This window comes from Vogesella perlucida, assembly GCF_979366545.1.
On sequence record NZ_CEETRO010000006.1, the window covers coordinates 1 to 22,389 of the forward strand.

Here is a 22,389-nt window from a genome sequence, read left to right on the forward strand (position 1 = left end):
GACCGTGAAACGCCTCAGCGCCGATGATAGTGCAGATACCTGTGTGAAAGTAGGACACCGCCAGACGCCCGATACCGAAGCCCAGCTCACACGAGCTGGGCTTTGTGCTTTGCAGTTGTGCTTTGCAGTGGCGGATAGCCATCGTGAAAACCCCCGCCCTGCGGCCAACGTTGGCCGCAACATCGCTGCCTTAACCGATACCTGACAACAACCCCCGCCCACCACGCCACCCACCCCCGCCGGCCTGCGGCCGCCCCCCGGATGCGCCTGCGGCTTATGCCGGGCTACGGGTCGCTCCCAGCCCAGTCAATAAAAAAGCCCGCGCAAGCGGGCTTTGGCTTGTTTGAGCAAACATAAAAAGTCCGTTTGGCTGGGTTGTTGCTGCGCGCTGCGCAGCAGACCAGCACTGCTGCGGCCAACCTTGGCCGTAGCGTGGTGGTCTCAACCGATACCCGACAACAACCCCCGCTCACCACCTCCCCCCGCCGGCCTGCGGCCGCCCCCCGGATGCGCCTGCGGCTTATGCCGGGCTACGGTGATTGACTATTGCTGTGCCAAACTTCTGTCGTCGCGCTATAGTGGCGCTGACGGTTCGCCGGCATAGCTCAGTTGGTAGAGCAGTGCATTCGTAATGCAAAGGTCGGGGGTTCGATTCCTCTTGCCGGCACCGTGCTGGATATAAAAAAAGCCCGATTTTTGGATCGGGCTTTTTGCTTTATGGCGGTTTGGGCCTTGGCATGGTTGCTGGCGCTTTTTGCCGTTGACACGGTTGGGCTCGTGGTGTGCGCTGGTGAGCTTACTGGCGCATTGTGCTGTGCTTAATGGCCTAATGCGCTGCGGTAGCGTGCGGGGTGAAAGCGCAGGGTCATGATTAGCAGGATCAGGACGGTGCCAGCCAGCATTTGCCAGGACAGGCTGTAGCTCGCAGTAAGATCGCGCAGCCAGCCGGCAGCAAACGGGGCGATGGCGGCCAGCAGGTAGCCTATGCCTTGTACAAAGGCAGTCAGGTCGCCGGCGGTTTGTGCATCGTCTGCGTGTTGCAGCGTCAGGATCATGGTGAGCGGGAACAGGCCGCCTATGCCCGCGCCCAGCAGGGCGACAAAGAGCAGGCTGTGCTGGCCGGGTAGCCACGCCAGCCCTGCCAGGCCGATAAGGTTGGCCGCTAGGGTAAGCAGCAGCCAGGGGCGTAGGTCGTGGTAGCGTGCGGCGATGATGGGCAGTAGCAGGCCGGTGGCGACTTCGAAGGCTGTCATGTAGCTGAGCATCAGGCCGGACTGCTGTGCGCTATAGCCCATAAAGACAAAGAAAGGGGCGAGCCATGCCAGGGTGCAGACATACACGCCTGTGCCAATGCCAAAGTACAGCGCTAGCGACCAGGCACGGGCTTTGCCAAACATGCGGCCGATATGCGATGCGCTGCTGCTGGCGTGGCTGACTTCAGCGGGCGCTTGGCTGTGCCATAGCAGGGCGGCCAGCATGGCGGGGAGGGCCCATACCGCTAGTGCCGGGCTCCAGCCTAGCTGGCCAGCCAGCCAGGGTGTGCTGCTTGCGGCCAGGGTGGCGCCGCCCATAATGGCGGTGACATACAGACCCATCATCAGCGATACCCGGCTGCCGCCGTGCTGTTTGATCAGTGCCGGCACCAAGGCTTGCACAATGGCAATGCCCAGGCCGGCAATACCGGCTGACAGCATGAGCGCTGTGGTGGTTTCGCTGAAGCGTAGCAGGCAGGCGGCGGCGATCAGCAACACCCCGGCCAGGATGCCGCCTTTGCTCCCTAGCCAGCGTTTGAACAGCGGCAGGGCGAAGGCGCACAGGCCGATCATGGCGACCGGCAGGGTGGTAAGCAAGGCGGCGCCGCCAAAGCTCAGGCCGGTGGCGGCGCGGATGGGCTCCAGCAGCGGCCCTGTGCCGGCCAGAATGGGGCGCAGGTTGAGCCCGCACAGGATGATCAGGAGTGTTAGCAGGGTGCGTGTGTGTGATGGCATGGTATTCCCCATCGGCAGCACACGGCGTCAGGCCGCGCGCAGCCTGACGGTATCAAAGGTGGAGTCAGGTGTTTTCCAGCGCGACCAGCCAGCGTTGCAGCAGCGTGGCCAGGGCTTGCTGGTCGCAGGCGGGCAGGTGGGCGAGCAGGTCGAGCTGGGCGTCGGTGTGGGGTGTCAGTGCCTGGTTGACTTTGGCCAGGCCGCTGTCGGACAGGCGGATCATCACGCCGCGACGGTCAGCATCATCTGGCAGGCGCTCTACCAGACCGGCGTTTTCCAGCTTGTCGATGCGTTTGCTGATGCCGCCGCTGGTCAGGAGCAGCGATTGTGATAACTGCGACGGGCTCAAGGTGTAAGGCTCGCCCTGGCGGCGCAGGGTAAGCAGTACATCGAATTCGCCATACTTCAGCTGATGCTGCGCCAATACGCTATCGCGTACTTGTTCGAAGTAGCCCATCAGGCGCGCAATGCGCCCCAACACCGCCAGCGGGGTGGTGTCCAGGCTGGGTTGGCTGTGTTGCCACTCGGCAATAATGCGATCGATCTGGTCCATGCTGCGTAGTGTAGACAAAACTTCCCCGGAAGTCACTTCCTTGGAAGTTAAAAACAGCACCCGTCGCTGGTCATTCATCCCTGCCAGCAACCGTTTGTCCACGTATTTCACCCTTGGTCGCAAGCTGGTGCAGGGCCCTGCCATACAGCTTAGCCTGTTGGCATTGACCGTGAGGAGTGAACCATGTCAGCCATCGAAGTTGTTGATCTTAGCCGCCATTACCGCCTGGGCAGTGTGGATGTGCCAGCCCTGCGCCAGGTTAACCTGCACATTGCGGCCAACGCCTTTACCGTATTGAGCGGCCCCTCTGGCAGTGGCAAATCTACTTTGCTGAACCTGCTGGGCGGGCTGGACCGCCCGGATAGCGGGCACGTAGTGGTCGCTGGTCAGCGTCTGGATGCACTGGACGACAACCGCCTGAGTGATTTCAGGGCCCGGCATATCGGTTTCGTGTTTCAGCATTTCAATCTGCTGCCAGTGCTGAGTGCGCGCGAGAACGTGGAGTACCCGCTGCTGTTGGCTGGCGTTGCTAGCACCGAGCGCCGCCGCCGTTCCGCCGAGCTGCTGGATGCGGTAGGCCTGGCGGACCGTGCGGCAAACCTGCCGGGCCAGCTGTCCGGCGGCCAGCGTCAGCGCGTGGCCATTGCCCGCGCCCTGGCCCTGCGCCCGGCACTGGTGCTGGCTGACGAGCCCACGGCCAACCTCGATAGCCATACTGGCGCGGCCATCATTGCGCTGATGCGCGACATGCAGCGCCAGTACCAGACCTGCTTTGTGTTCTCGTCGCACGATGCCCAACTGCTGGCGGCGGCCGACCACGCCGTACTGCTGCGCGATGGCCAGCTACAGGCACCCACTGCCGTACAGGAGGCCGCATGAACACGCTACAGTTGGCCGCACGCAACCTGGTGCGCAACCGCCGCCGCACCCTGACCACCTTGCTGGCGATGATCGTTGGCGTGGTGGCGGTGCTGATCTTTGGCGGCTACGACCGCAATATCCGCCTGGGTCTGGAGACTGACTTTGTGCGCGGTAGCGGGCACTTGCAGATTCAGCATCGTGATTATTTCTTGTTCGGCAGCGGTAACCCGGCGGCCTATGGCATTCGTGACTACGCGCAATTGATGCAAAAGTTGCAGGCCGACCCGCAGCTGGCCCCGCTACTGCAGGTGGTGACGCCAGTGCTGGACCTGGGCGGCATTGCCGGTAACTTTGCCGCCGGTGTATCGCGTACGGTGTATGGCCGCGGCGTAGATGTGAGCGGGCAAAACCGGCTGAAGCAGTGGAACGATTACCGCATGGTGGGCCTGCCGCAGCGCAGCGTGGCGCTAACCGGCACCGCGCCCAACGCCGCCGTGGTGGGCACCGGCGTAGCACGTGTATTGCAGCTGTGTGGCCCCTTACAGGTGAAGCACTGCCCGCAGCCGCTGCCTGTGCACCAGCAGGGTAGCGCCATGCCGGCAGACCTGGCGGCCTTGCCGGTCGCCGCGCCTGCGGCCAACGTTGGCCGCGTGCAGATCGAACTGCTCGCCGCCCGTGCCAGCGGCGCACCCAATGTCGCCAGCCTGCAAGTGGTCAAGGCCGAGCAGCAGGGCGTGAAGGCGCTGGACGATATCAGCGTGCAGCTGCATCTGGCTCAGGCGCAGCAGCTGGTCTATGGCCAGGACACCCCGCAGGTCAGCGCCATTGTGCTGCAGCTACGCCATAGCAGCGACATGCCCGCTGCGCGGGCCCGACTGGCGCAGCTGCTGCAAGGCGGCAGCCAGCCGCTGGTGGTGCAAGACTTTGCCACGCTTAACCCGCAGTACGGCCAGATCACCGGCATGTTTGCCGCCATCCTCGGCTTTGTGGCGGTGCTGATCGGCGCCATTGTGCTGTTTACCGTAGGTAACACCATGAGTATGGCGGTGGTGGAGCGCACGGTGGAAATCGGCACCCTGCGTGCGCTGGGCCTGCGCCAGGCGGGCATCCGCCGTCTGTTTGTCAGCGAAGGCCTGCTGCTGGGCGCGGCTGGTGCGCTACTGGGTAGCCTGCTGGCGCTGGCCGTAGCGTGGCTGATCAACCATAGCGGCCTTACCTGGCTGCCGCCGGGCAATAGCGAGCGCATCCCGCTGCTGGTGCGCGTGGCGGGCGAGTACGGCATGCTGCTGGCTACCGCCGTGGGCCTGATCGTGCTGTCGGTACTGTCGGCATGGTGGCCGGCCCGACGCGCCGCCCGTCTGGATATCGTGGAGGCGCTGCGTCATGCGTAACATCCTGTTTACCCTGCTGTTGGCCGCAGGCTTCGCCCAGGCCGCGCCGGACGCGCAGCAACTGCTGGCCGCCAGCGACGCCATCCGCAACCCCGGCCAGTCGTTTTCGCTGGACAACACGCTGATCGAATACCGCAACGGCCGCGAGCAGGGCCAGACCCAGCTGCAGATCTACGCGCGCCCGGCCAGCGATAGTGGCCAGTATCGCAACCTGATCCGCTTTCTGGCCCCGCTGCGCGACGCCGGCAAGCTGATGCTGAAAAACGGCAACGAGCTGTGGTTCTACGACCCGGCCAGCAAGGCCAGCGTGCGCATCTCGCCGCAGCAGCGCCTGCTGGGCCAAGCGGCCAACGGCGACGTGATGACGGTGAACCTGGCGCGCGATTACCGCGCCCGGCTGGACGGCGAAGAAAGCATCCAGGATGGCGAGCGCCAGCAGCGCGCCAGCTACCGGCTGTTGCTGCAGGCCAGCCATAGCGATGTGACCTACCCGCGCATTACGCTGTGGGTGGATGCGGCCAACAGCCGGCCATTGAAAGGCCAATTCTATAGCGATAGCGGCCGCTTGCTGAAAACCGCCTTCTACCGGCGCTACCAGCTGCAGCTGGGTGTACAGCGCCCGTCGGAGACGGTGATCATCGACGGCCTGGACCCGGGCTGGATTACCGTGATGCGCACCGGCAACCTGGCAGCGCGTGATATTCCGGAAACCTGGCTGCAGCGCGACTACCTGCCGCGCTTCCGTGCGGAGTAGGCCGGCCATGCGTTGCCTGAGCCTCTGCTTGCTACTGGCTGCCGTGCCACCATTGGCGCTGGCCGATACCAACGCCGAGCTGGACGCGCTGGCGCTGGCCGATAGTGCGGTGAGCCAGCCGCAGGCCGACACCCCGCTGCATGGCCAGCTCCAGCTGTCACGCTGGCAAGGCGGCCATTGGCAAGGCTTTGCCAGCGTACGGCTGGACAGCGTACTGCAGCCCGGCCTGCGTGCAGTGCTGGCCGACCGGCTGGACTTCCGGCCGCTAGCCGGCGGGCATGCCCAGGTGAACTCACTGCAGGAAGCCTACCTGAGCTGGCAGCCCTCACCCGGGCAGGCGCTGGACGTTGGCCGCATCAACCCGCGTAGTGGCGTAGCCTTGGGCTTCAACCCGATTGATGTATGGCGCGATAGCGGCCTGCGCGCTGCAAGCTCGGCCGACCCGACCAGCGCCCGGGACAACCGCCTGGGTGTGGTGATGCTGCGTGCCCAGCACTTGTACGATGGCGGCAGTGTCGGCGTGCTGCTGGCGCCCGCGCTGGCCAGCGCGGCCAACCCGGCGCCGTGGTCGCCGGACTGGGGCAGCAGCAACCGTCGCGAGCGTTGGCAGCTGCAAGCCAGCACAACAGGTAGTGGTAGCCTGCGCATGCAGTACTTGCTGGCTGGAGGGGCCGGCGAGGCGCTGCAGCCAGGCGTAGCGGCTAGCCTGCTGTGGGGCGATGCCACCACGCTGTACGGCGAAGCCAGCGCCAGCCGCAGCCACGACCTGGCCGGCAGCGGCGCGCACCGCTGGCGGGCGCTGGCCGTCGCCGGGGGCAGCTACACCACAGCGGGCAAGCTCACGCTGGCGGCCGAGTATCACCATAACGGCCGCGCACTCAGCCAGGCGGAATGGGGTGCGCTTAGAGGCCGCAGCTATGGCCAATACCGGCAGCAGGCCCGCCAGGCGGCGTTGCCGGCGACACGACAACAGCTGTTTTTCTATGCCGATTGGCAGGATTTTTTGCGCCCGCAGCTGGCCGTCACCGCGCTGCTGCGGCATGATCTGGCAGATCATAGCCGTTTTACCCGCTTGTCCTTGCGGCAACAGGGTGACCGCAGTGCGCTGACGCTTAGCCACGAGCGCGGCCATGGCCGGCCCGATGGCCACTTTACGACGCCCGCCCGCTGGCAGTTGGCCTCGGACTGGTACTTCTGAACCTGGCAGGGAGGGTGCATGAACCGACCCCATGTTGCGGTGAATCTCCGCCGCGAGCTTCCGTTTTTGCTGCTGGTGAATGCCTTTATCGCCACGCTGGTAACCTTGCTGGGTGAAAACGAGCATTTCCTGTTCAACCTGCTGGTATCCAACTGCATCGGCTTCCTGATGTGGGGCAGTACCTGGCTGTTGTGCTACGCCCTGAAGGTAGAGCGGGTGGCTTTCTGGCAGATCTTGCTTTGCATGCCGCTGGCGGTACTGCTGGGCTTCACCCTGGCGGCGGGTATCTGGCCGGGTGTCGTGCCGGAGCGCATCAGCGGGGCGGGCGACCTGGCGCTGCAGCTCAGAAAGTTCGGCATGATGGCGCTGATAACCATCTCGGCTGCCAGCCTGTTCTACTACCGCTATAACCACCAGCGCAATTTGGCCCTGCTGGCCGAGGCGGCACGGCGGCAGGCCGAGATGCAGCAAGCCGAGACCGCCGCCAGGCTGGCGCTGCTGCAGGCCCAGATCGAGCCGCATTTCCTGTTTAATACCCTGGCCACAGTACGCAGCCTGATAGGGCAGGATGCCGCGCTGGCGCAGCGCACGCTGGACCTGCTGAACGACTACCTACGCGCCAGCTTGAGCCGCACCCGCCGCAGCGCGGTCACCCTGGCCGACGAGCTGGCACTGGTGACCCCACTGCTGGACATTGCTTGTCTGCGCATGGGGCAGCGCCTGCATTACCAGCTGGCTGTTCCCTCCGAATTACTGGCGACCCCCCTGCCGCCACTGCTGCTACAGCCGCTGGTAGAAAACGCCCTGCAGCACGGCCTGGAGCCCTCGGTAGCCGGTGGCACACTGAATATCAGCGCCAGTGCCAGTGGCAAAACCCTGCTGCTGCGCGTGGCGGATACCGGCCTGGGCTTGAGCGGGCAGGGCAGCGATGGCGTAGGTTTGGCCAATGTACGGCAGCGGCTGGCCACCCTGTATGGCGACGCGGCCCGGCTGGCGCTGTATGCCAACAGCCCGCACGGCGTGATTGCCGAGATAACCCTGCCGCTGCCCGGAGAAACAGCATGACCCGTGTGCTGATTGCCGACGACGAGCCGCTGCTGGCCGCCAGCCTGGCGCGGCGCTTGCAAGCCTTGTGGCCCGGGCTGGTGCTGCTGCCACCGGTGCATAACGGTATCGACGCCGTGGCCGTGCTGGCTAGCCAGCAGCCTGATGTTGCTTTTCTCGATATCCGCATGCCGGGGCTCACCGGCTTGCAGGTGGCCACCGCCGCCACGCGCTGCCGCGTGGTGTTTGTGACCGCTTATGACGAATACGCGCTGGCGGCTTTTGATGCCAGCGCTGTGGATTACCTGCTCAAGCCGGTGAGCGACGCACGCCTGGCGCAATGTGTCGCCCGCTTGCAGCGCGATGCACGGCCGGTACCAGACCTGGCCGCAGTACTGGCACAGCTGGCCCCGCCGCCGGCACGCAGCTGGCTGCAGTGGCTGCACGCCGGCCTGGGCGATACCACCCGGCTGATTGCAGTAGACGAGGTGCTGTATTTTCAGGCCAGTGACAAATACACCGAGATCGTCACCGCGCACGAGCGCCACCTGATCCGCCTGCCACTCAAAGAGTTGCTGGCGCAGCTGGACCCGCAGCGCTTTGCCCAGATCCACCGCAGTTATATCGTGAGCCTGCCGCAGGTTGGCCGCATCGAGCGTGATTTGCTGGGCCGCCAGCAAGTGGTCCTCAAGGATGGCCGGCCATTGCCGCTATCGCGCAGCCACGCAGCACAGTTTCGCCAGATGTGAAGCAGGTTTGTGCTGCCCGCACGGTAGGCACTTTGCCAGGCAGCCAGCACTGGCTAAGGTGCTGCAGCGCCATGCAACAGCCCGGCACGGGAAACCTGCCGGGCTGTTTTGTTTTTGTCGCTGGCGAAGCCTGGGAACCGTTAGTCGCGCTGGCCGGTCTTTGGTCGCATAATGCCTTTTTTGTAAACCGATTCATATAGGATTGATAGCGGTTTTTGTGACTATCAACCAGTAAGGAGCAGACATGAAACAGGGGATGGCAGGCATAGGCCTGATGTTGGCCGCCATGGCGGTACAGGCTGGTGACTGGCAAGCCGGCATCGGCGCCGGTGTCGGCAGCACCCTTTACCGTGGTGACGATAGCAGGGCAATGGCGATACCGCTGCTGGGCTACCAGGGCGAGCAGTTCTATGTTCAGGGCCCGGAGCTGGGCTGGAAGCAGCCGCTGGGCAGCAATCTGACGGCCACGGCCAAGGCGCAGTGGGAATTTGACGAGTTTGACCCCAAAGAAAACGACATCGCCGCGCTGCGCCAGCTGGACAAGCGCAAGCAAGGCGCACTGGTGGGCGGCGAGCTGAGCTGGGCGCTGGACCCGCGCACCACGCTGTCGCTGCAAGCCATGCACGACGCCGGTAGCCGCCATCAAGCCACGCTGACCACGGTGGCAGTAGAGCACGTGCTGCCGTTTAGCACGCAACAGGACGCCTTCGTGGTATCGGCCGGGGCCAGCTACCTGCCGAAGGCCTATCAGCAGTACTACACCGGCGTGAGCGCCAGCGAGGCCGCCCGCAGCGGTTTGCCCGCCTACCAGGCCGACGCGGCTACCCGCTACCAGCTCGGCGCTAGCTGGCGCCATGCGTTCAGCCGCAATCTGGCGGTACTGACTCGCGTGTCGGTCAGCCACCTGCCAGCGTCGCTGAAGTGGGACGCTGCCGCCCGCACAGGCAGCCCGCTGGTGGAGCGCAATGTCACCGTTACCGGCATGCTGGGTGTGCATTACCGCTTCTGAACCCACTAAGGATGAAAGCCCCTGTCTGCAATAGCAGGCAGGGGCTTTTTGCTAGTTGGCCGCTTGCTGTCGGCGGTGGCTCAGGCCTCGCCCAGCCAGCTGGCCGGTAGCGTGCCGGCCCAGCCAAGCTCGCCCAGCAGGCGGGCAAAATCGCCGCTTAGCGGTGCCGTCAGCGTGAGCGGCTGGCCGCTGTGCGGGTGGGTAATCTGTAGCTCGGCGGCGTGCAGCAGCATGCGGCCAACCTGGTACTGCGTCTGGAAGAAGCGGTTATGCACCCCCTTGCCGTGGGTGGCGTCGCCAATAATCGGATGGGCGATGTGCTTCAGGTGGCGGCGCAGCTGGTGGCGGCGGCCGGTTTCCGGGTGCAGCTGCACCAGCGCGTAGCGGCTTTGCGGGTAGCGGTCCACGGCAAAGGGCAGCGTGCAGCGCGCCAGCGTGCGGTAGCGGGTAAACGCCGGTTGGGCGTTGAGCTGGGCGTTGCCGTGCACGTATTCGCGCTCGTCTGGCTGGCGGGTGATGGCGTGGTCGATATCGCCGCTATCGGCCGGGTGGCCGCGCACCACTGCCAGATAGGTCTTGGCCGGCGCACGGCTGGCAAAGGCGTCGTTCAGCAGGCGCGCGGTAGCGCTGTCCAGCGCAAACAGCAGCACGCCGCTGGTGCCACGATCCAGCCGGTGTACCGGAAACACCTGCTGGCCAATCTGGTCGCGCAACATCTGCACGGCAAACTGCGTCTCGCGGCGGTCGATCTCGCTGCGGTGCACCAGCAGGCCGCTGGGTTTGTCGATGGCAATCAGGTGCGCGTCGCGGTACAGAATGGTCAGCATGAAGGTTGGCCGCAAAAGGGAAGGCGCGCAGTGTAGCAGTGCTGCACTGTACTGGCGATGCTGGATGTCGTTGGGTTTGTCTTTTTTGGACTTGTGATTGATTGTGGATTTCTAATTTAGCCTGGTTTTTTTGGTTGCTATGCAATTTATTGTAATCATTTTTAATTCTATAAATTCACTATTTATATGAATTTGCTTAATGTTGTTTTTAATGTATTTGAGCTTGCATTTGGTATTTTTGATTGACTGTGATATTTCATTGTTTTATTGTTGCTGTGTAATTTAATTTGAATAGGGACGCTATCATGAAATGTGAATCAAGTATTTCAATTTTTCCCGATGGTCTGCAATATGATTTTTCTGATGTACATTTGTGTGCGGAACATATAGTAAGATATGGATTTTCTATAGTAAAAGTGCCGACTTCGGTGGGCGAAACTCTATGCGGCATGCGAAATGATTTCTCCAGTATTGTGTCGACAGATAAAGTTGCATTTTCATTTCCAAAAAGAACTGATGGTTTCATGCCTCTCGGTACAACCTTTGCTCGAGATGAGAAAAAAATAGATCTTTGTGAGACTTTTAATTATTGGTACGCGTATTGCCATGAGCATGGCTCGTATAGTTTTAGCAAGTCTGATTTTTACACAAATGCTACTAAAATAGAGGCAATTTTCGATAAAATTACTTTGGCTATCTTGAATGGTATTTCCTTGTTTTTGGATTTTGATTTTAAATGGGATTTCAGAGGTGACTCATATTTGCAATTTAATGTATACCATGATGCTTTAAAATTGCTTGAGAGGCGCTACTTGCAAGATGCTCACGAAGATGGGCATGTACTCACTCTGGTTAAGCCTAATAATCCCGGTCTTGTTATCTATAGGGATGGAGGGGAATATTTAATCAATCTTCAGGATGATGAGGCAATTGTTATGGCTGGCTCTTTGTTGACTGAGCTTACTGATGGATTGATTGGCCCTGCCTATCATGCGGTTTTAAATCTAAACCTATCTGAATGCCGAGCATCGCTAATTTACAATGTTAATGTACTTGGGGTGGGTGTTGCTAGTATGGGCGGTAAGGTTTTGAATATGTTGGAAATTGCGAATGCACATCATGTTGAATTCGGACAGTTTCCATACCACACAGAGTGAGAATGTCGGATGATGAAAAAAACAAGTAGGCAGCTCTGGGAATGGGCTTTCGTCGCCATTACCGCTTTTTGGGGCTGGTCGTTCTCGGCCATCCACTTTGCGCTGCAAAGCCTTAGCGACGCCGCGTTCAACACCTGGCGCTTTGCCCTTGCCGCGCTGTGCCTGCTGCCCATCTGGCTGCTACGGCGCACACCGCTGTCGCGGCACGATGTGGTGGGTGGCGGCCTAGCCGGCTTGGCGTTGTTTGCCGCGTTTCTGTTGCAGACCAAAGGCTTGCGTTACACCTCGGCGTCCAACGCCAGCTTCATTACCGGGCTGGCCGTCATCATCACCCCCTTGCTGGCGTGGCGCTGGCTGGGTATCACCCTTGGCCGGCAGCAGCTGGCCGGCGCGCTACTGGCTGCCGTCGGCCTGGCCATGCTCACGCTATCGGATATGCAGCTGCGTCTGGGCGACGCGCTGGTGCTGGGCTGCGCGTTCTTTTTTGCCGTACATGTGATCGTGCTGTCGCGGGCCAGCAAGCTGGCCGATACGCTCAACATCACCCTGGTGCAGCTACTGGTGGTGGCAGGTTTGTCGGCTGTGCAGGCCGGGCTGGATCGCTCGCTGCAGTGGCCGAACCTGCCTACGCTGCTGCACAGCGTGCTGCCGATTGCACTGCTGGGGACCGCCCTGGGTTTCTTTGTGCAGACGCGGGCGCAGGTGGGGTCGTCGCCCAACAAGATTGCGCTGATCATCGTGATGGAGCCGGTATTCGGCGGCGTGTTTGGCTACCTGCTGGCAGGCGACCGATTGACACTGTTCAACTGGTGCGGCGCGCTGTTGATTGTGCTGGCGATGCTGCTGACCGAGTGGCAGTTTGGCCGGCGCAAGGCGGTACCCGGCTAGCGACGGCCAGGTGGGGGGATAAAAAAGCGGCCAACCTTTTGCCAGGTTGGCCGCTTGGCTTTGATGCTCGCGTGCGTGGTTTATTTCACCACGGTTTTGCTGAAATCCACACGGCCGAAGGGGCTGACGTTATAGCCGCTGACGTTGGTGCTGGTTAGCGCGGCGGCGGTGGGGTGGGCCAGCGGTACCCACAGTGCCTGCTCCTTGATGATCTGCTGGGCGCGGGCGTAGTTGGCCGCGCGCAGTTTCGGGCTGGCGTCGCGGCGGGCGTCGGTGATCAGCTTGTCCAGCGTGGGGTCGCAGAAGCGGGCAAAGTTGGTACCGCTCTGTACCGCTGCGCAGCTGAATTGCGGGGTCAGGAAGTTGTCGGCGTCGCCATTGTCGCCGGCCCAGCCCATGAACAGCACGTCATGTTCGCCCGCTTTGGCGCGCTTGATCAGCTCGCCCCATTCGATGACTTTGATCTCGGCCTTGACGCCGATCTTGGCCAGGTCGGCCTGCAGCACTTCGGCGCCGGCTTTCGGGTTGGGGTTTAGCGTGCTGCCGGTGGGGCGAATCCAGATGGTGGTGTCAAAGCCGTTGGGCAGGCCGGCGTCGGCCAGCAGTTTTTTGGCGCGCGTGATGTCCAGGTTGTAGTCCTTGATGGCTTTGTTGTAGCCAAACGTGGACGGCGGGAAGGGGTTGACGGCGGCGGTGGCGCTGCCGGCAAACACCACTTTCAGGTAGTTGGCCTTGTCGAAGGCCAGGTTCACGGCCTGGCGTACGCGCTTGTCGTCAAACGGTTTGTGCTGGCTGTTCAGCGCAATGAAGGCGGTGGAGAACATCGGCACGGTCAGCACCTTGATGCGGGCGTCGCTGGCGGCATCGCTGATATCTTGCGGTTTGGGGCCGAGTGCAATCTGGCATTCGCCGGTTTTGACTTTTTGCAGGCGTACCGCGCTATCGGGCGCAATGGCGTAAACGAGGCGCTCGACTGCCGGCTTGCCACCAAAGTAGGCAGGGTTGGCCGCATAGCGCACGGCGCTGTCTTTGGCCGAGCTCTGGAACACGAAGGGGCCGGTGCCGACCGGCTGCGCGTTCAGCTGCTCAAAATTGCCCGTTTTGGCCAGCTGGGCGGCGTATTCGGCGGAGTAAATGCTGGCGAAGCCCATGGTGAGCAGCGGTACCAGGGTGGCGTCGGGCTGGTTCAGCTCAAAACGCACGGTGCGGGCGTCCACTTTCACCACGGCCTTGATCAGCTTGTCCAGCTGGAACGATTTGGCGTGCGGGTAGCCGTTGGGGGCGCTTTTGAACCACGGGTGGGCGGGGTCGGTCATGCGCTGGAAGCTGAACACCACGTCGTCGGCGTTCAGGGTGCGGCTGGGGGTAAACCAGGCGGTTTTGTGGAAGGCGACCTTGTCACGCAGCGTGAAGGTGACCGATAGGCCATCCGGCGCTACCTGCCAGGCGCGGGCCAGGCTGGGCACCACTTTGCCCTGGCGGGCGTCGTAATCCACCAGGCGGTTGAACAGGACGTCGGCGCTGGCGTTGGTGGTGGTCAGCGAGTTGTAGCGCACCACGTCGAAGCCTTCCGGGCTGGCTTCGGTGCAGACGGTCAGCGGTTTGGCCAAGGCGGGCAGAGACAGGGCCAGCAGGGCGGCGAGGGCGGTAAGGCGAGCAGTCATGGCGTGTCCTTCGGGTCGGCGGCGGTGCGAAGTGCCCGCCGGGCAATCATGGCTAACAGCATACCGAAAGCATGTATTGCTATGCCAAGCATTATTTACGCTAAGCATTTTCCCATTTTGCACAAGGCCGCTGGGCATGGGCCCAGGTCACGCTGCGGCCAACCTTGGGCCGGTGCCTAGCCGTAGCGTTGCAGTAGCGGGGTGGCGGTGCGTTGCAGCAGGCTGGCCAGGGTAGACAGTGCCAGGCGGTGGCGGCCGTGCAGGTGGTGGGCAAACACGGCGGTGTATTCCAGGTGGGGCACGCCGCCACGGTGGCGTTTGAATTCGCCGGCGCCACTGCTGTAGTGCAGCGCGAGCTGGCGCTCGTGCGCTTTGGCTAGCAACAGGGCCATCAGTTGGCGATACAGGCCCAGCTCGGTCGGCAGGCTGGTGTCGTAACCCAGTAGCGGGGTGGTGAGCCAGCCGTAGCGCTCATACAGGCCGATGCAGCCAACTATCTGGCCATCCAGCGCCAGCGCGTGCAGTGCCAGAAAGCGCTGCTGCAGGCACAGGCGGAAAAACGCCGGGGTGAAGTCCGGGTTCAGTGCGGAGTGCTTATCGATAAACAGCTGGCGAAAGCAGCGTTGCAGGGCGGGGATGTCGGCTTCGCCGAGCTGATCCGGGCCCAGCACGGTGAGCGGGCCGGCCTGCAGCAGCTTTTGGTCGCGTTTGACATTGGCGCTGCGCCACACGGCGGGGTCGGCCGGCTGGCACAGGTAAACCTGGCGCGCGGGGATGAGCAGCCAGCCCTGGGCTTGCAGCAGGGCTGGCAGGCCGGGGTTGGCCGCATCGCACACATTGCGCAGCAGTAGCGGGGCGTCTGGCTGGCGCGCCAGCAGGGTGTCGGTCAGCAGGGTCAGCTCGTCTTCGCCCCATTGCGGGTGCAGGTTGGTGGAGAGTAGCCAGTTGTTGATGTGCCAGGCACTGTCCAGCCGGGCGGCGCTGATGAGCCCGCCCAGTGGCCCGCCAGCGGCGGTGGCTAGCAGGCGGGTTGTGCGCCCGTGGCGGGCGGCTTCGGCCTGCGGGTAGTGCAGCCAGGCGGCACGCGGGCTGGCCACATAGCTATCACCGCTGGCCTGGCGGGTGAGCCGTGTGACCGGAATGGCCGGCGTGCCCGCATCGCTGCAGCAGACCTGGCAGGGGGCGTTGGCCACCCAGTGCTGGCCACCCAGCTGGCGTGCCTGGCTGAGCCAGTGGGCGTGGCTGTCTAGCAGTAGTGGGTTTTCCAGCCGGCTCATGTGCGCTTGGTGTACACGTGCACGCCGCCGTAGATGGCGGCGCGGTCGCGCTGGTGCAACTGGCGGTTATAGGCGGTGTCGGTTTCCCAGCAGGCCAGCAGCTGTGGTGCCAGGCGGCGCTCCAGCGGGGAGGTGCTACCACCGGTGCGGAATACCACACGCGCGCCGGGGGCGGCGGTGCGGGTGATCTGCCGCCACAGCGCATTAAGCTGGGCGTCGTCCATCCAATCTTGCGCGTCCAGTAGCACGTAAGCGTCCAGGCTTTGCGGGGCGCGCTCGTCCAGAAAGTCGGTTAGCGAGTGATGATGCAGCTGCAGCTTGCCCAGCTGCTGGCGGATGGTGTGGTAATGCGCTTGTTGCAGGTAGAGCGGCAGGCTGCGCTGGTTGTCGGTGTCGTAGCGGCGGGCAAAGGCTTGTTGTGCATAGGGGTTTTCGCCAAGCGGGAAGTCGCAGGCCAGGCGGCGCATGCGGCTTTCAAACAGCGCAGGCAGATTGCCACCCGCGTCGGCACGCAGTGCAGCAAACTGCGCTGGTGGTATGCCCATGCTGTATAGCAGGCTTTCGCGGTGGCACAGAAAGCGCAGCAGCGGGTGGCGGAATACCGGTGCCAGATGGCGGTCGAACAGGGCTTTTTGTTCTTCCAGGCTAGTGGCTTTGGCCAGCTTGCCCAGGTTGCCACCCATCAGCCGGGCCAGCACATGGCCCAGGCCGATAAAGCGCCCTAGCAGGCCATGGCGGTAGGCGTGGCAGGTAAACAGCGCGTAGCGTGGCGTGCCCCATATATCGCTGTGTTCCCAGTACTGGCGGGCGCTTACCGGCAGCGCGGCGGCAATGTAGCGGCGGTAGCGCTGCGCGTTCTGGCGCTGGCTGGCGTCGCCCAGAAAATCCAGCAAGGTGGCGTAGTCTGGTAGCTCGGCAAAGGCGGCTTTCTTGAGGGCCAGCATGGCCAGGTGGGCGTCGTTGAGGTCTACCGCGTGGACTTCGGCCGGCTGACGGCTGAGGTAGGCCAGGGCATTGCAGCCACCGGACGAAATGGTGAGCAGGCGCATGCCGGGGCGCAGCTGCAGCGCGGCGATGTCGACTTCCGGGTCTTCCCAGATCTGGGCGTATACCAGGCGGCTGAACCAGCTGGCAAACAGGCGGTCGCCGATGGCTTTCAGGCCGGTGGTGGTGGAGTTGCTCACTGCCTGGCTAACTAGCTTGTGCGTGCTCATGCGGCCTCCTGAGTGTGTTTTATCAAATAGTGCGGGCGTGGCATGGCAGCTTGATGACAAGCTGGTTGCGCTGCGATGACGCAGGGGGCTTGACAGGTATGTTACAACATAACATAAGCTAATGTTACGTTATAACGCCGGAGTGAGCCATGCCCGCCAAACAAGACCCCCGCCTGCCCGTTACCGTGTTGTCCGGTTTTCTGGGTGCAGGCAAAACCACCTTGCTGAACCATATCCTGCATAACCGCGAAGGCCGCCGCGTGGCGGTAATCGTGAACGATATGTCCGAGGTCAACATCGACGCACAGCTGGTGCGCGAAGGCGGCGCCGCGCTAAGCCGCGCCGAAGAAAAACTGGTAGAAATGAGCAATGGCTGCATCTGCTGCACCTTGCGCGAAGACCTGCTGGTGGAGATACGGCAGTTGGCCGCAGCGGGCCGTTTTGACTACCTGCTGATCGAATCTACCGGCATTGCCGAGCCGCTGCCGGTGGCAGAAACCTTTACCTTCCGCGATGACGACGGCCACAGCCTGTCCGATATCGCCCGGCTGGACACCATGGTCACCGTAGTGGACGGCTTTAACTTTCTGCGCGACTACAGCTCGCAAGACTTCCTGCACCAGCGTGGCGAAGCCGCTGGCGAAGAAGACGAGCGCACCGTGGTAGACCTGCTGATCGAGCAGGTGGAGTTCTGCGACGTGATTGTGCTGAACAAGACTGACCTGATGTCGGCCGGCGACATCCTGCGGCTGGAAGCCATTCTGGCCACGCTGAACCCGCGTGCGCGCATCGTCAAAAGCCATTTTGGCCGCGTGCCGCTGCATACCGTGCTGGATACCGCCCTGTTTGATTTTGACGCGGCGGCCGACGCACCCGGCTGGCTGCAGGAGCTGCGCGGCGAGCACGTGCCGGAAACCGAAGCGTACGGCATTACCAGCTTTGTCTACCGTGCGCGCCAGCCTTTCCACCCGCAGCGTTTTTACCAATGGGTACAGCAAGAATGGCCTGGCGTGGTGCGCTCCAAGGGTTACTTTTGGCTGGCTACCCGCCCCATGCTGGTGGGCAGCTGGTCGCAGGCGGGCGCCATGTCACGCCACGGGCTGGGCGGGCTGTGGTGGGATGCGGTAGACCGTGCCGACTGGCCGCAAGACGACGAAAGCCGCGCCATTATCACTAGCCGCTGGGCCGAGCCCTGGGGCGACCGCCAGCAAGAGCTGGTGATCATCGGCATGGGCATGGACCAGGCTGCGCTGACTGCGGCATTTGACGCCTGTTTGCTGACCGACGACGAGCTGGCTGCCGGCCCGGCCGCCTGGACCAGCCTGCCAGACCCGTTTCCACAGTGGGGCGACGTAGAAGAAGACAGCGAGGCGCTGCCAGCATGAAAGCAGACATCCTGATTCGCAACGCACGGCTGGTAAACCGCGGTGGCGTGGCCGAAGGTGACCTGCTGGTGCACGCTGGGCGTATCGAGCGCATCGCCAGCCGTATTGATGCCGACGCCCGGCACCACATCGACGCTGCTGGCGGCTGGCTGCTGCCCGGCATGATCGACGACCAGGTGCATTTTCGCGAGCCGGGGCTTACGCATAAGGGCTGCATCGCCACCGAGTCGCGCGCGGCGCTGGCGGGCGGCATTACCAGCTTTATGGACATGCCGAACACCACGCCCACCACCACCACGCTGGACGCGCTAGCGCACAAGGAATGGTTGGCCGCACAGCACAGCGCGGCCAACTATGGCTTTCATTTTGGTGCCGCCAGCGACAACCTGGACCTGGTGGCCGCGCTGCCACCGGGCCGCGTGGCGGGGGTTAAGGTGTTCATGGGCGCCAGCACCGGCAATATGCTGCTGGACGAACCGGCGCTGCTGGAGCGTCTGTTTGCCAGCGTGCCCACCGTTTTGCTGGCGCATTGCGAACACACGCCCACGGTCGAGGCTGATACCGCCCGCCTGCGAGCACAATACGGCGACGAGGCAACGGCAGCGCTGCACCCGCAGGTACGCAGCGCCGAAGCCTGCTGGCAGAGCAGCAGCCTGGCGGTGAGCCTGGCGCGGCAGTTTGACACCCGCTTGCATGTGCTGCACCTCACCACCGCGCGCGAGCTGGCGCTGTTCGATGCCGGCCCGCTGGCGGGTAAGCGCATTACCGCCGAGGCCTGCGTGCACCACCTGCTGTTTGACGAGGCCGATTACGCCAGGCTGGGCAACCGCCTGAAATGCAACCCCTCGGTCAAAACCGCCGCCGACCGCGCCGCCTTGCTGCAGGCCTTGGCCGATGGCCGTATCGATGTGATCGGTACCGACCACGCCCCACACACCACCGAAGAAAAAGCCCGCCCGTACTGGCAGGCGCCTAGTGGCCTGCCGCTGGTGCAGCACGCGCTACCGGCGCTGATGGGCCTGGTGGACGACGGCGTATTGACACTGCCGCAGCTGGTGCAGAAAACCAGCCATAACGTGGCCGAGCTGTTTGGCATACGCGATCGCGGCTATCTGGACGAGGGCTGCTGGGCCGACCTGGCACTCGTGGCGCCTGGCGCTGGCCCGGTGCTGCCGGTGATGTCGCGCTGCGGCTGGTCGCCGTTCGAGCACCGCCCGTTGCGCCACCATGTGCGTGCTACCGTGGTATCCGGCCAGCTGGCCTGGTATCAGGGGCGTTTGCAGCCCGGTGTGCAGGGGCGGGCGCTGCAGTTTGGCGGCAGAGCGGGGGGCTGATGCGCGATATTGTTATTACGCCGCATCTGGCGGATTGGCCGCAGATTTTTCAGCCTCAGGTGCAGCTGCTGTGCTGGCAGCGCCCCATGCCCGCCGGGGTGGCCGGCTATCTGGATAGCCTGGCGGCCAGCGGTAGCTTGCGGCTGGGCTATCGCGGCGTGCTATCGGCTGGCGAAGCGCCCGTGCTGGCCGCCTGGCCTGCAGACGCAGGGCGGCAGGCGCTGCAAGACGACATTGCCCTGCTGGCCGATATGTACGCCACCTTGCTGGGCTGCGCGCAGGTGGGCTGGCGGGTAGAGGTGCTGGATGGCAGCATGTGCCCGCGTTTTCATGTGGACCGCACCGGCATCCGCTTGGTGTGCACCTGGCGCGGGCCGGGTACCGAATGGCTTTCCGGTGCTGACCGCCGCTTTCTGGGGCGTGGCAGTGGCGGCTTGCCCGACGAAACCTCCGGTCTGATGCACACGGCAAAGGTTGGCCGCAGCGTGGCAGGCGAGGTGGTGCTGCTAAAAGGTAGCCAGTGGCAAGGCAATGGCGATGCTGGTGCGATCCACCGTTCGCCCGCCGCAGGCAGCCAGCTGCCAAGGGTATTGCTGGTGCTGGATGCCATGTATTGAGGGGCTGGGCGTGGCGGGGTTGATGGTCTTTGCCTATGGCATGCCGCTACAGATGGATACGTTTTGCTTGATCTGTATCAGGTTTGGCGGGTGTACATAGGCTGTGCTTATTGCTACGATAAAAAGAATTAATCGCATTTGCTGATGCGGTTTTCTAACCAGCAAGGAGCGCGCTTTGCCACATACTGCCACCCCGCTGCACCAGCTGCCCAAGGGCGCACGTGCCACCATTGTCGATATCGCCAGCCACAGCCATTTTGGCGAGCTGGACGCGCAGGTTACCCAGCGTCTGAAAGAGCTGGGCTTCTTGCCCGGTGCGGTATTGCAGGTGATCGGTTTTGGCCTGTTTGGTGCCGACCCGGTAGCCGTGCGCATTAACGGCACCAAGTTTGGCCTGCGCCGCAGCGAAGCCGCCAAGATCCTGACCACTGTTCATCCCGCCTGATTCCGCCATGTCTTCATCCCTATTGCGTTTTGCCCTGGTGGGTAACCCCAACTGCGGCAAGACCGCACTGTTCAATTGCCTGACCGGCGCCCGCGCCAAAGTGGCCAACTACGCCGGTGTGACGGTCGAAAAACGCCTGGGTAGCCTGGCAGGTCTGGGCCGCCCGGCCGAGCTGATCGACCTGCCCGGTACCTATAGCCTGTACGTGGCGTCGCCCGACGAACAAGTAGCGCGCCGCGTGATCCTGGGCGAAATGGCCGGCGAGGCCGCGCCCGATGTGCTGGTGGCGGTGGTGGATGCCACCAATATCAAGCTGGGCCTGCGCCTGGTGCTGGAGCTGCAGGCACTGGGCCTGCCCATGATTCTGGCCCTGAACCTGGCCGATACGGCCCGCAGCCGCGGCATTACCATCGATACCGCCATGCTGTCGCAACAGCTGGGCATGCCGGTGGTAGAAACCGTGGCTGTACGCAAAAACGGCGTGGCCGACCTGCAAGCCGCGTTGGCACAGTGTGCCCGCACGGCAGGCAGCCGCAGCGGCCGCCTGGCCCTGCCAGAGCGTGCCGAGGCGGTAGAGCACCTGTACGCCCGTATCGATACGCTGCTGGCCAGCAGTGTGTCGGCGCCGTCGCACGCCCCGGCGTGGCAAGACCGGCTGGATGCGCTGGTGATGCACCCGGTGCTGGGCCTGGTGCTGCTGGCCACCATTTTGCTGCTGATGTTCCAGGCGGTGTTTGCCTGGGCCGCGCCGGTGATGGACGCCATCGACGGCAGCATGGCGTGGCTGGGCGAAACCGTGGGCAGCTTGCTGCCCGCCGGCATCCTGCACGATTTTGTGGTGGATGGCCTGATTGCCGGCGTAGGCGGCGTGCTGGTGTTCTTGCCGCAGATCATCATCCTGTTTGCCTTTATCCTGGCGCTGGAAGATTCCGGCTACCTGCCGCGAGCCGCGTTTTTGCTGGACCGCCTGATGCGTGGCGTGGGGCTGTCCGGCCGCTCGTTTATCCCCATGCTGTCCAGCTTTGCCTGCGCCGTGCCGGGCATCATGTCTACGCGTAGCATTGCCGACCCGAAAGAACGCCTGCTGACCATCCTTACCGCGCCGCTGATGACCTGCTCGGCGCGCCTGCCGGTGTACGCGCTGGTGATTGGTGCGTTTGTGCCGCAGCGCACCGTGTGGGGCGTGTTCAATCTGCAGGGGCTGACGCTGTTTGCCTTATACGTTGCCGGTATTGTCAGCGCTGCGCTGGTGGCCTGGGTCATGCGTGGCCGCCAGGTGGTAAGCCAGGGCTTCCCGCTGCTGCTGGAGCTGCCCAACTACCGCTGGCCCAATGCGTACCACTTTGCGCTGGGGCTGAAAGAGCGTGCGTGGATCTTTTTGCGCCGCGTGGGCACCATCATTCTGGCGCTGTCTATCGTGCTGTGGTTTTTGGCCACCTTTCCGCATGCGCCGGTGGGTGCCACGCTACCGGCGATCGAGTACAGCTTTGCCGGCATGCTGGGCAAGCTGATGCAGCCGCTGTTCGACCCGCTGGGCTTTAACTGGCAAATGTGCATTGCCCTGATCCCTGCCATGGCCGCGCGCGAGGTGGCGGTGAGCGCCCTGGCTACCGTGTACGCCGTAGGCGGTGAGGACGCGCTGGGTGGCGCACTGGCGCACGACTGGGCACTGCCGGTAGCGCTGGCCTACCTGGCCTGGTTCGTGTATGCGCCGCAGTGCCTGGCCACCATTGCGGTGGTGCGCCGCGAAACCAACTCGCGCCAGGCGACGGTGATTTTCACCGCCTACCTGTTTGGTCTGGCTTACCTTGGCGCGCTGCTGGTACGCCATATTGCTGCCCTGTGGGCATAAGGAGCACACCATGAGTGAAAGCATGCAGGGGGCCGTGGTTGGCCTGATCGTCGCCGCAGCCGTGTTGTACCTGCTGCGCCAATACCTGCCGCGCCGCCGCAAGCCGCAGCCGGGTGCGGCGCCCAAGCAGGATGGCTGCGGTAGCTGCAGCAGCTGCAAGGGCGGTGGCTGCCACTAAGCTG

At 63.3% G+C, this 22,389-nt stretch carries 22 protein-coding genes and 1 tRNA gene; 17 read left to right on the forward strand and 6 right to left on the reverse strand.

Annotated features, from left to right (window positions below; genetic code table 11):
• On the forward strand, positions 1 to 205 hold a 205-nt coding region (locus ACZ9XP_RS09950), incomplete at its 5' end, for a hypothetical protein (protein WP_465188348.1).
• A 389-nt stretch (positions 206 to 594) separates the two neighbouring features.
• A tRNA-Thr gene (locus tag ACZ9XP_RS09955) sits at positions 595 to 667 on the forward strand.
• Positions 668 to 818: 151 nt separating this feature from the next.
• On the opposite strand, the gene ACZ9XP_RS09960 is transcribed toward ACZ9XP_RS09955, so the two are convergent.
• Together ACZ9XP_RS09960 and ACZ9XP_RS09965 are read right to left on the reverse strand one after the other, a co-directional pair.
• Positions 819 to 1,988 carry a cyanate transporter gene (locus ACZ9XP_RS09960; protein WP_170253454.1) on the reverse strand — a complete coding sequence of 390 codons (1,170 nt, stop codon included), beginning with the start codon at positions 1,986 to 1,988 and terminating at the stop codon, positions 819 to 821.
• A gap of 64 nt (positions 1,989 to 2,052) precedes the next feature.
• Complete coding sequence (locus ACZ9XP_RS09965) at positions 2,053 to 2,559, reverse strand: MarR family transcriptional regulator (RefSeq protein WP_170253456.1); 507 nt, start codon at positions 2,557 to 2,559, stop codon at positions 2,053 to 2,055.
• Between the two features lie 165 nt (positions 2,560 to 2,724).
• Between ACZ9XP_RS09965 and ACZ9XP_RS09970 the strand changes: the two genes are divergently transcribed.
• The 7 genes from ACZ9XP_RS09970 to ACZ9XP_RS10000 all read left to right on the forward strand — a co-directional run bounded on the left by ACZ9XP_RS09970 (position 2,725) and on the right by ACZ9XP_RS10000 (position 9,547).
• On the forward strand, positions 2,725 to 3,420 hold the full coding sequence (locus tag ACZ9XP_RS09970) for an ABC transporter ATP-binding protein (RefSeq protein WP_147682194.1): 696 nt from the start codon (positions 2,725 to 2,727) through the stop codon (positions 3,418 to 3,420).
• The gene (locus ACZ9XP_RS09975; RefSeq protein WP_147682195.1) at positions 3,417 to 4,793 is read left to right on the forward strand and encodes an FtsX-like permease family protein; all 1,377 of its coding nucleotides are present in this window, start codon (positions 3,417 to 3,419) and stop codon (positions 4,791 to 4,793) included. Before ACZ9XP_RS09970 ends, ACZ9XP_RS09975 begins: the two co-directional genes overlap by 4 nt.
• Positions 4,786 to 5,547, forward strand: coding sequence for an outer membrane lipoprotein-sorting protein (locus tag ACZ9XP_RS09980; RefSeq protein ID WP_147682196.1), 762 nt, complete (start codon positions 4,786 to 4,788; stop codon positions 5,545 to 5,547). The genes ACZ9XP_RS09975 and ACZ9XP_RS09980 overlap by 8 nt, the downstream gene beginning before the upstream one ends.
• A gap of 7 nt (positions 5,548 to 5,554) precedes the next feature.
• On the forward strand, positions 5,555 to 6,745 hold the full coding sequence (locus ACZ9XP_RS09985) for a hypothetical protein (protein WP_465188349.1): 1,191 nt from the start codon (positions 5,555 to 5,557) through the stop codon (positions 6,743 to 6,745).
• An 18-nt stretch (positions 6,746 to 6,763) separates the two neighbouring features.
• Positions 6,764 to 7,810 (forward strand): histidine kinase, encoded by a 1,047-nt coding sequence (locus ACZ9XP_RS09990; protein WP_147682198.1) that lies wholly within the window; start codon positions 6,764 to 6,766, stop codon positions 7,808 to 7,810.
• On the forward strand, positions 7,807 to 8,538 hold the full coding sequence (locus tag ACZ9XP_RS09995) for a LytR/AlgR family response regulator transcription factor (protein ID WP_147682199.1): 732 nt from the start codon (positions 7,807 to 7,809) through the stop codon (positions 8,536 to 8,538). Before ACZ9XP_RS09990 ends, ACZ9XP_RS09995 begins: the two co-directional genes overlap by 4 nt.
• 244 nt (positions 8,539 to 8,782) lie before the next feature.
• Positions 8,783 to 9,547, forward strand: coding sequence for a MipA/OmpV family protein (locus tag ACZ9XP_RS10000; protein WP_147682200.1), 765 nt, complete (start codon positions 8,783 to 8,785; stop codon positions 9,545 to 9,547).
• A gap of 80 nt (positions 9,548 to 9,627) precedes the next feature.
• Here ACZ9XP_RS10000 and ACZ9XP_RS10005 read toward each other — a convergent pair whose 3' ends face one another.
• Positions 9,628 to 10,374, reverse strand: coding sequence for a pseudouridine synthase (locus ACZ9XP_RS10005; RefSeq protein WP_147682201.1), 747 nt, complete (start codon positions 10,372 to 10,374; stop codon positions 9,628 to 9,630).
• A 305-nt stretch (positions 10,375 to 10,679) separates the two neighbouring features.
• Between ACZ9XP_RS10005 and ACZ9XP_RS10010 the strand changes: the two genes are divergently transcribed.
• Both ACZ9XP_RS10010 and ACZ9XP_RS10015 read left to right on the forward strand, forming a co-directional pair.
• Complete coding sequence (locus ACZ9XP_RS10010) at positions 10,680 to 11,531, forward strand: hypothetical protein (RefSeq protein ID WP_465188350.1); 852 nt, start codon at positions 10,680 to 10,682, stop codon at positions 11,529 to 11,531.
• 9 nt (positions 11,532 to 11,540) lie between these two features.
• Positions 11,541 to 12,419: a DMT family transporter gene (locus ACZ9XP_RS10015; protein WP_465188351.1), complete on the forward strand. Its 879-nt coding sequence runs from the start codon at positions 11,541 to 11,543 to the stop codon at positions 12,417 to 12,419.
• 80 nt (positions 12,420 to 12,499) lie between these two features.
• On the opposite strand, the gene ACZ9XP_RS10020 is transcribed toward ACZ9XP_RS10015, so the two are convergent.
• The 3 genes from ACZ9XP_RS10020 to ACZ9XP_RS10030 form a co-directional block, all read right to left on the reverse strand.
• On the reverse strand, positions 12,500 to 14,083 hold the full coding sequence (locus ACZ9XP_RS10020) for an ABC transporter substrate-binding protein (RefSeq protein ID WP_465188352.1): 1,584 nt from the start codon (positions 14,081 to 14,083) through the stop codon (positions 12,500 to 12,502).
• 176 nt (positions 14,084 to 14,259) lie between these two features.
• Positions 14,260 to 15,360, reverse strand: a complete 1,101-nt coding sequence (locus ACZ9XP_RS10025) for a GNAT family N-acetyltransferase (RefSeq protein WP_465188353.1) — start codon at positions 15,358 to 15,360, stop codon at positions 14,260 to 14,262.
• Positions 15,357 to 16,574 (reverse strand): BtaA family protein, encoded by a 1,218-nt coding sequence (locus tag ACZ9XP_RS10030; protein WP_465188354.1) that lies wholly within the window; start codon positions 16,572 to 16,574, stop codon positions 15,357 to 15,359. The genes ACZ9XP_RS10025 and ACZ9XP_RS10030 overlap by 4 nt, the downstream gene beginning before the upstream one ends.
• Before the next feature lie 149 nt (positions 16,575 to 16,723).
• Here ACZ9XP_RS10030 and zigA point away from each other — a divergent pair, with 149 nt between their 5' ends.
• The 6 genes from zigA (at position 16,724) to ACZ9XP_RS10060 (ending at position 22,385) form a co-directional block, all read left to right on the forward strand.
• On the forward strand, positions 16,724 to 17,959 hold the full coding sequence (zigA, locus tag ACZ9XP_RS10035) for a zinc metallochaperone GTPase ZigA (RefSeq protein ID WP_465188355.1): 1,236 nt from the start codon (positions 16,724 to 16,726) through the stop codon (positions 17,957 to 17,959).
• Positions 17,956 to 19,293, forward strand: coding sequence for a dihydroorotase (locus ACZ9XP_RS10040; RefSeq protein WP_465188356.1), 1,338 nt, complete (start codon positions 17,956 to 17,958; stop codon positions 19,291 to 19,293). The genes zigA and ACZ9XP_RS10040 overlap by 4 nt, the downstream gene beginning before the upstream one ends.
• Positions 19,293 to 19,910, forward strand: a complete 618-nt coding sequence (locus ACZ9XP_RS10045; protein ID WP_147682209.1) for a DUF1826 domain-containing protein — start codon at positions 19,293 to 19,295, stop codon at positions 19,908 to 19,910. The genes ACZ9XP_RS10040 and ACZ9XP_RS10045 overlap by 1 nt, the downstream gene beginning before the upstream one ends.
• Before the next feature lie 175 nt (positions 19,911 to 20,085).
• Complete coding sequence (locus ACZ9XP_RS10050; protein ID WP_147682210.1) at positions 20,086 to 20,355, forward strand: FeoA family protein; 270 nt, start codon at positions 20,086 to 20,088, stop codon at positions 20,353 to 20,355.
• A 7-nt stretch (positions 20,356 to 20,362) separates the two neighbouring features.
• Positions 20,363 to 22,207 carry a ferrous iron transporter B gene (gene feoB / locus ACZ9XP_RS10055; protein WP_147682211.1) on the forward strand — a complete coding sequence of 615 codons (1,845 nt, stop codon included), beginning with the start codon at positions 20,363 to 20,365 and terminating at the stop codon, positions 22,205 to 22,207.
• Between the two features lie 10 nt (positions 22,208 to 22,217).
• Entirely contained in the window at positions 22,218 to 22,385 is a 168-nt protein-coding gene (locus tag ACZ9XP_RS10060) for a FeoB-associated Cys-rich membrane protein (RefSeq protein ID WP_147682212.1), read from the forward strand.
• Positions 22,386 to 22,389 lie beyond the last annotated feature (4 nt).

Excerpts from the sequence above, each read along its gene's own strand:
- ACZ9XP_RS09960 (WP_170253454.1), bottom strand. The coding sequence starts at position 1,988 with ATGCCATCACACACACGCACCCTGCTAACACTCCTGATCATCCTGTGC.
- ACZ9XP_RS09970 (WP_147682194.1), top strand. The coding sequence starts at position 2,725 with ATGTCAGCCATCGAAGTTGTTGATCTTAGCCGCCATTACCGCCTGGGC.
- ACZ9XP_RS09975 (WP_147682195.1), top strand. The coding sequence starts at position 3,417 with ATGAACACGCTACAGTTGGCCGCACGCAACCTGGTGCGCAACCGCCGC.
- ACZ9XP_RS09980 (WP_147682196.1), top strand. The coding sequence starts at position 4,786 with ATGCGTAACATCCTGTTTACCCTGCTGTTGGCCGCAGGCTTCGCCCAG.
- ACZ9XP_RS09985 (WP_465188349.1), top strand. The coding sequence starts at position 5,555 with ATGCGTTGCCTGAGCCTCTGCTTGCTACTGGCTGCCGTGCCACCATTG.
- ACZ9XP_RS09990 (WP_147682198.1), top strand. The coding sequence starts at position 6,764 with ATGAACCGACCCCATGTTGCGGTGAATCTCCGCCGCGAGCTTCCGTTT.
- ACZ9XP_RS09995 (WP_147682199.1), top strand. The coding sequence starts at position 7,807 with ATGACCCGTGTGCTGATTGCCGACGACGAGCCGCTGCTGGCCGCCAGC.
- ACZ9XP_RS10000 (WP_147682200.1), top strand. The coding sequence starts at position 8,783 with ATGAAACAGGGGATGGCAGGCATAGGCCTGATGTTGGCCGCCATGGCG.
- ACZ9XP_RS10005 (WP_147682201.1), bottom strand. The coding sequence starts at position 10,374 with ATGCTGACCATTCTGTACCGCGACGCGCACCTGATTGCCATCGACAAA.
- ACZ9XP_RS10010 (WP_465188350.1), top strand. The coding sequence starts at position 10,680 with ATGAAATGTGAATCAAGTATTTCAATTTTTCCCGATGGTCTGCAATAT.
- ACZ9XP_RS10015 (WP_465188351.1), top strand. The coding sequence starts at position 11,541 with ATGATGAAAAAAACAAGTAGGCAGCTCTGGGAATGGGCTTTCGTCGCC.
- ACZ9XP_RS10020 (WP_465188352.1), bottom strand. The coding sequence starts at position 14,083 with ATGACTGCTCGCCTTACCGCCCTCGCCGCCCTGCTGGCCCTGTCTCTG.
- ACZ9XP_RS10025 (WP_465188353.1), bottom strand. The coding sequence starts at position 15,360 with ATGAGCCGGCTGGAAAACCCACTACTGCTAGACAGCCACGCCCACTGG.
- ACZ9XP_RS10030 (WP_465188354.1), bottom strand. The coding sequence starts at position 16,574 with ATGAGCACGCACAAGCTAGTTAGCCAGGCAGTGAGCAACTCCACCACC.
- zigA (WP_465188355.1), top strand. The coding sequence starts at position 16,724 with ATGCCCGCCAAACAAGACCCCCGCCTGCCCGTTACCGTGTTGTCCGGT.
- ACZ9XP_RS10040 (WP_465188356.1), top strand. The coding sequence starts at position 17,956 with ATGAAAGCAGACATCCTGATTCGCAACGCACGGCTGGTAAACCGCGGT.
- ACZ9XP_RS10045 (WP_147682209.1), top strand. The coding sequence starts at position 19,293 with ATGCGCGATATTGTTATTACGCCGCATCTGGCGGATTGGCCGCAGATT.
- feoB (WP_147682211.1), top strand. The coding sequence starts at position 20,363 with ATGTCTTCATCCCTATTGCGTTTTGCCCTGGTGGGTAACCCCAACTGC.
- ACZ9XP_RS10060 (WP_147682212.1), top strand. The coding sequence starts at position 22,218 with ATGAGTGAAAGCATGCAGGGGGCCGTGGTTGGCCTGATCGTCGCCGCA.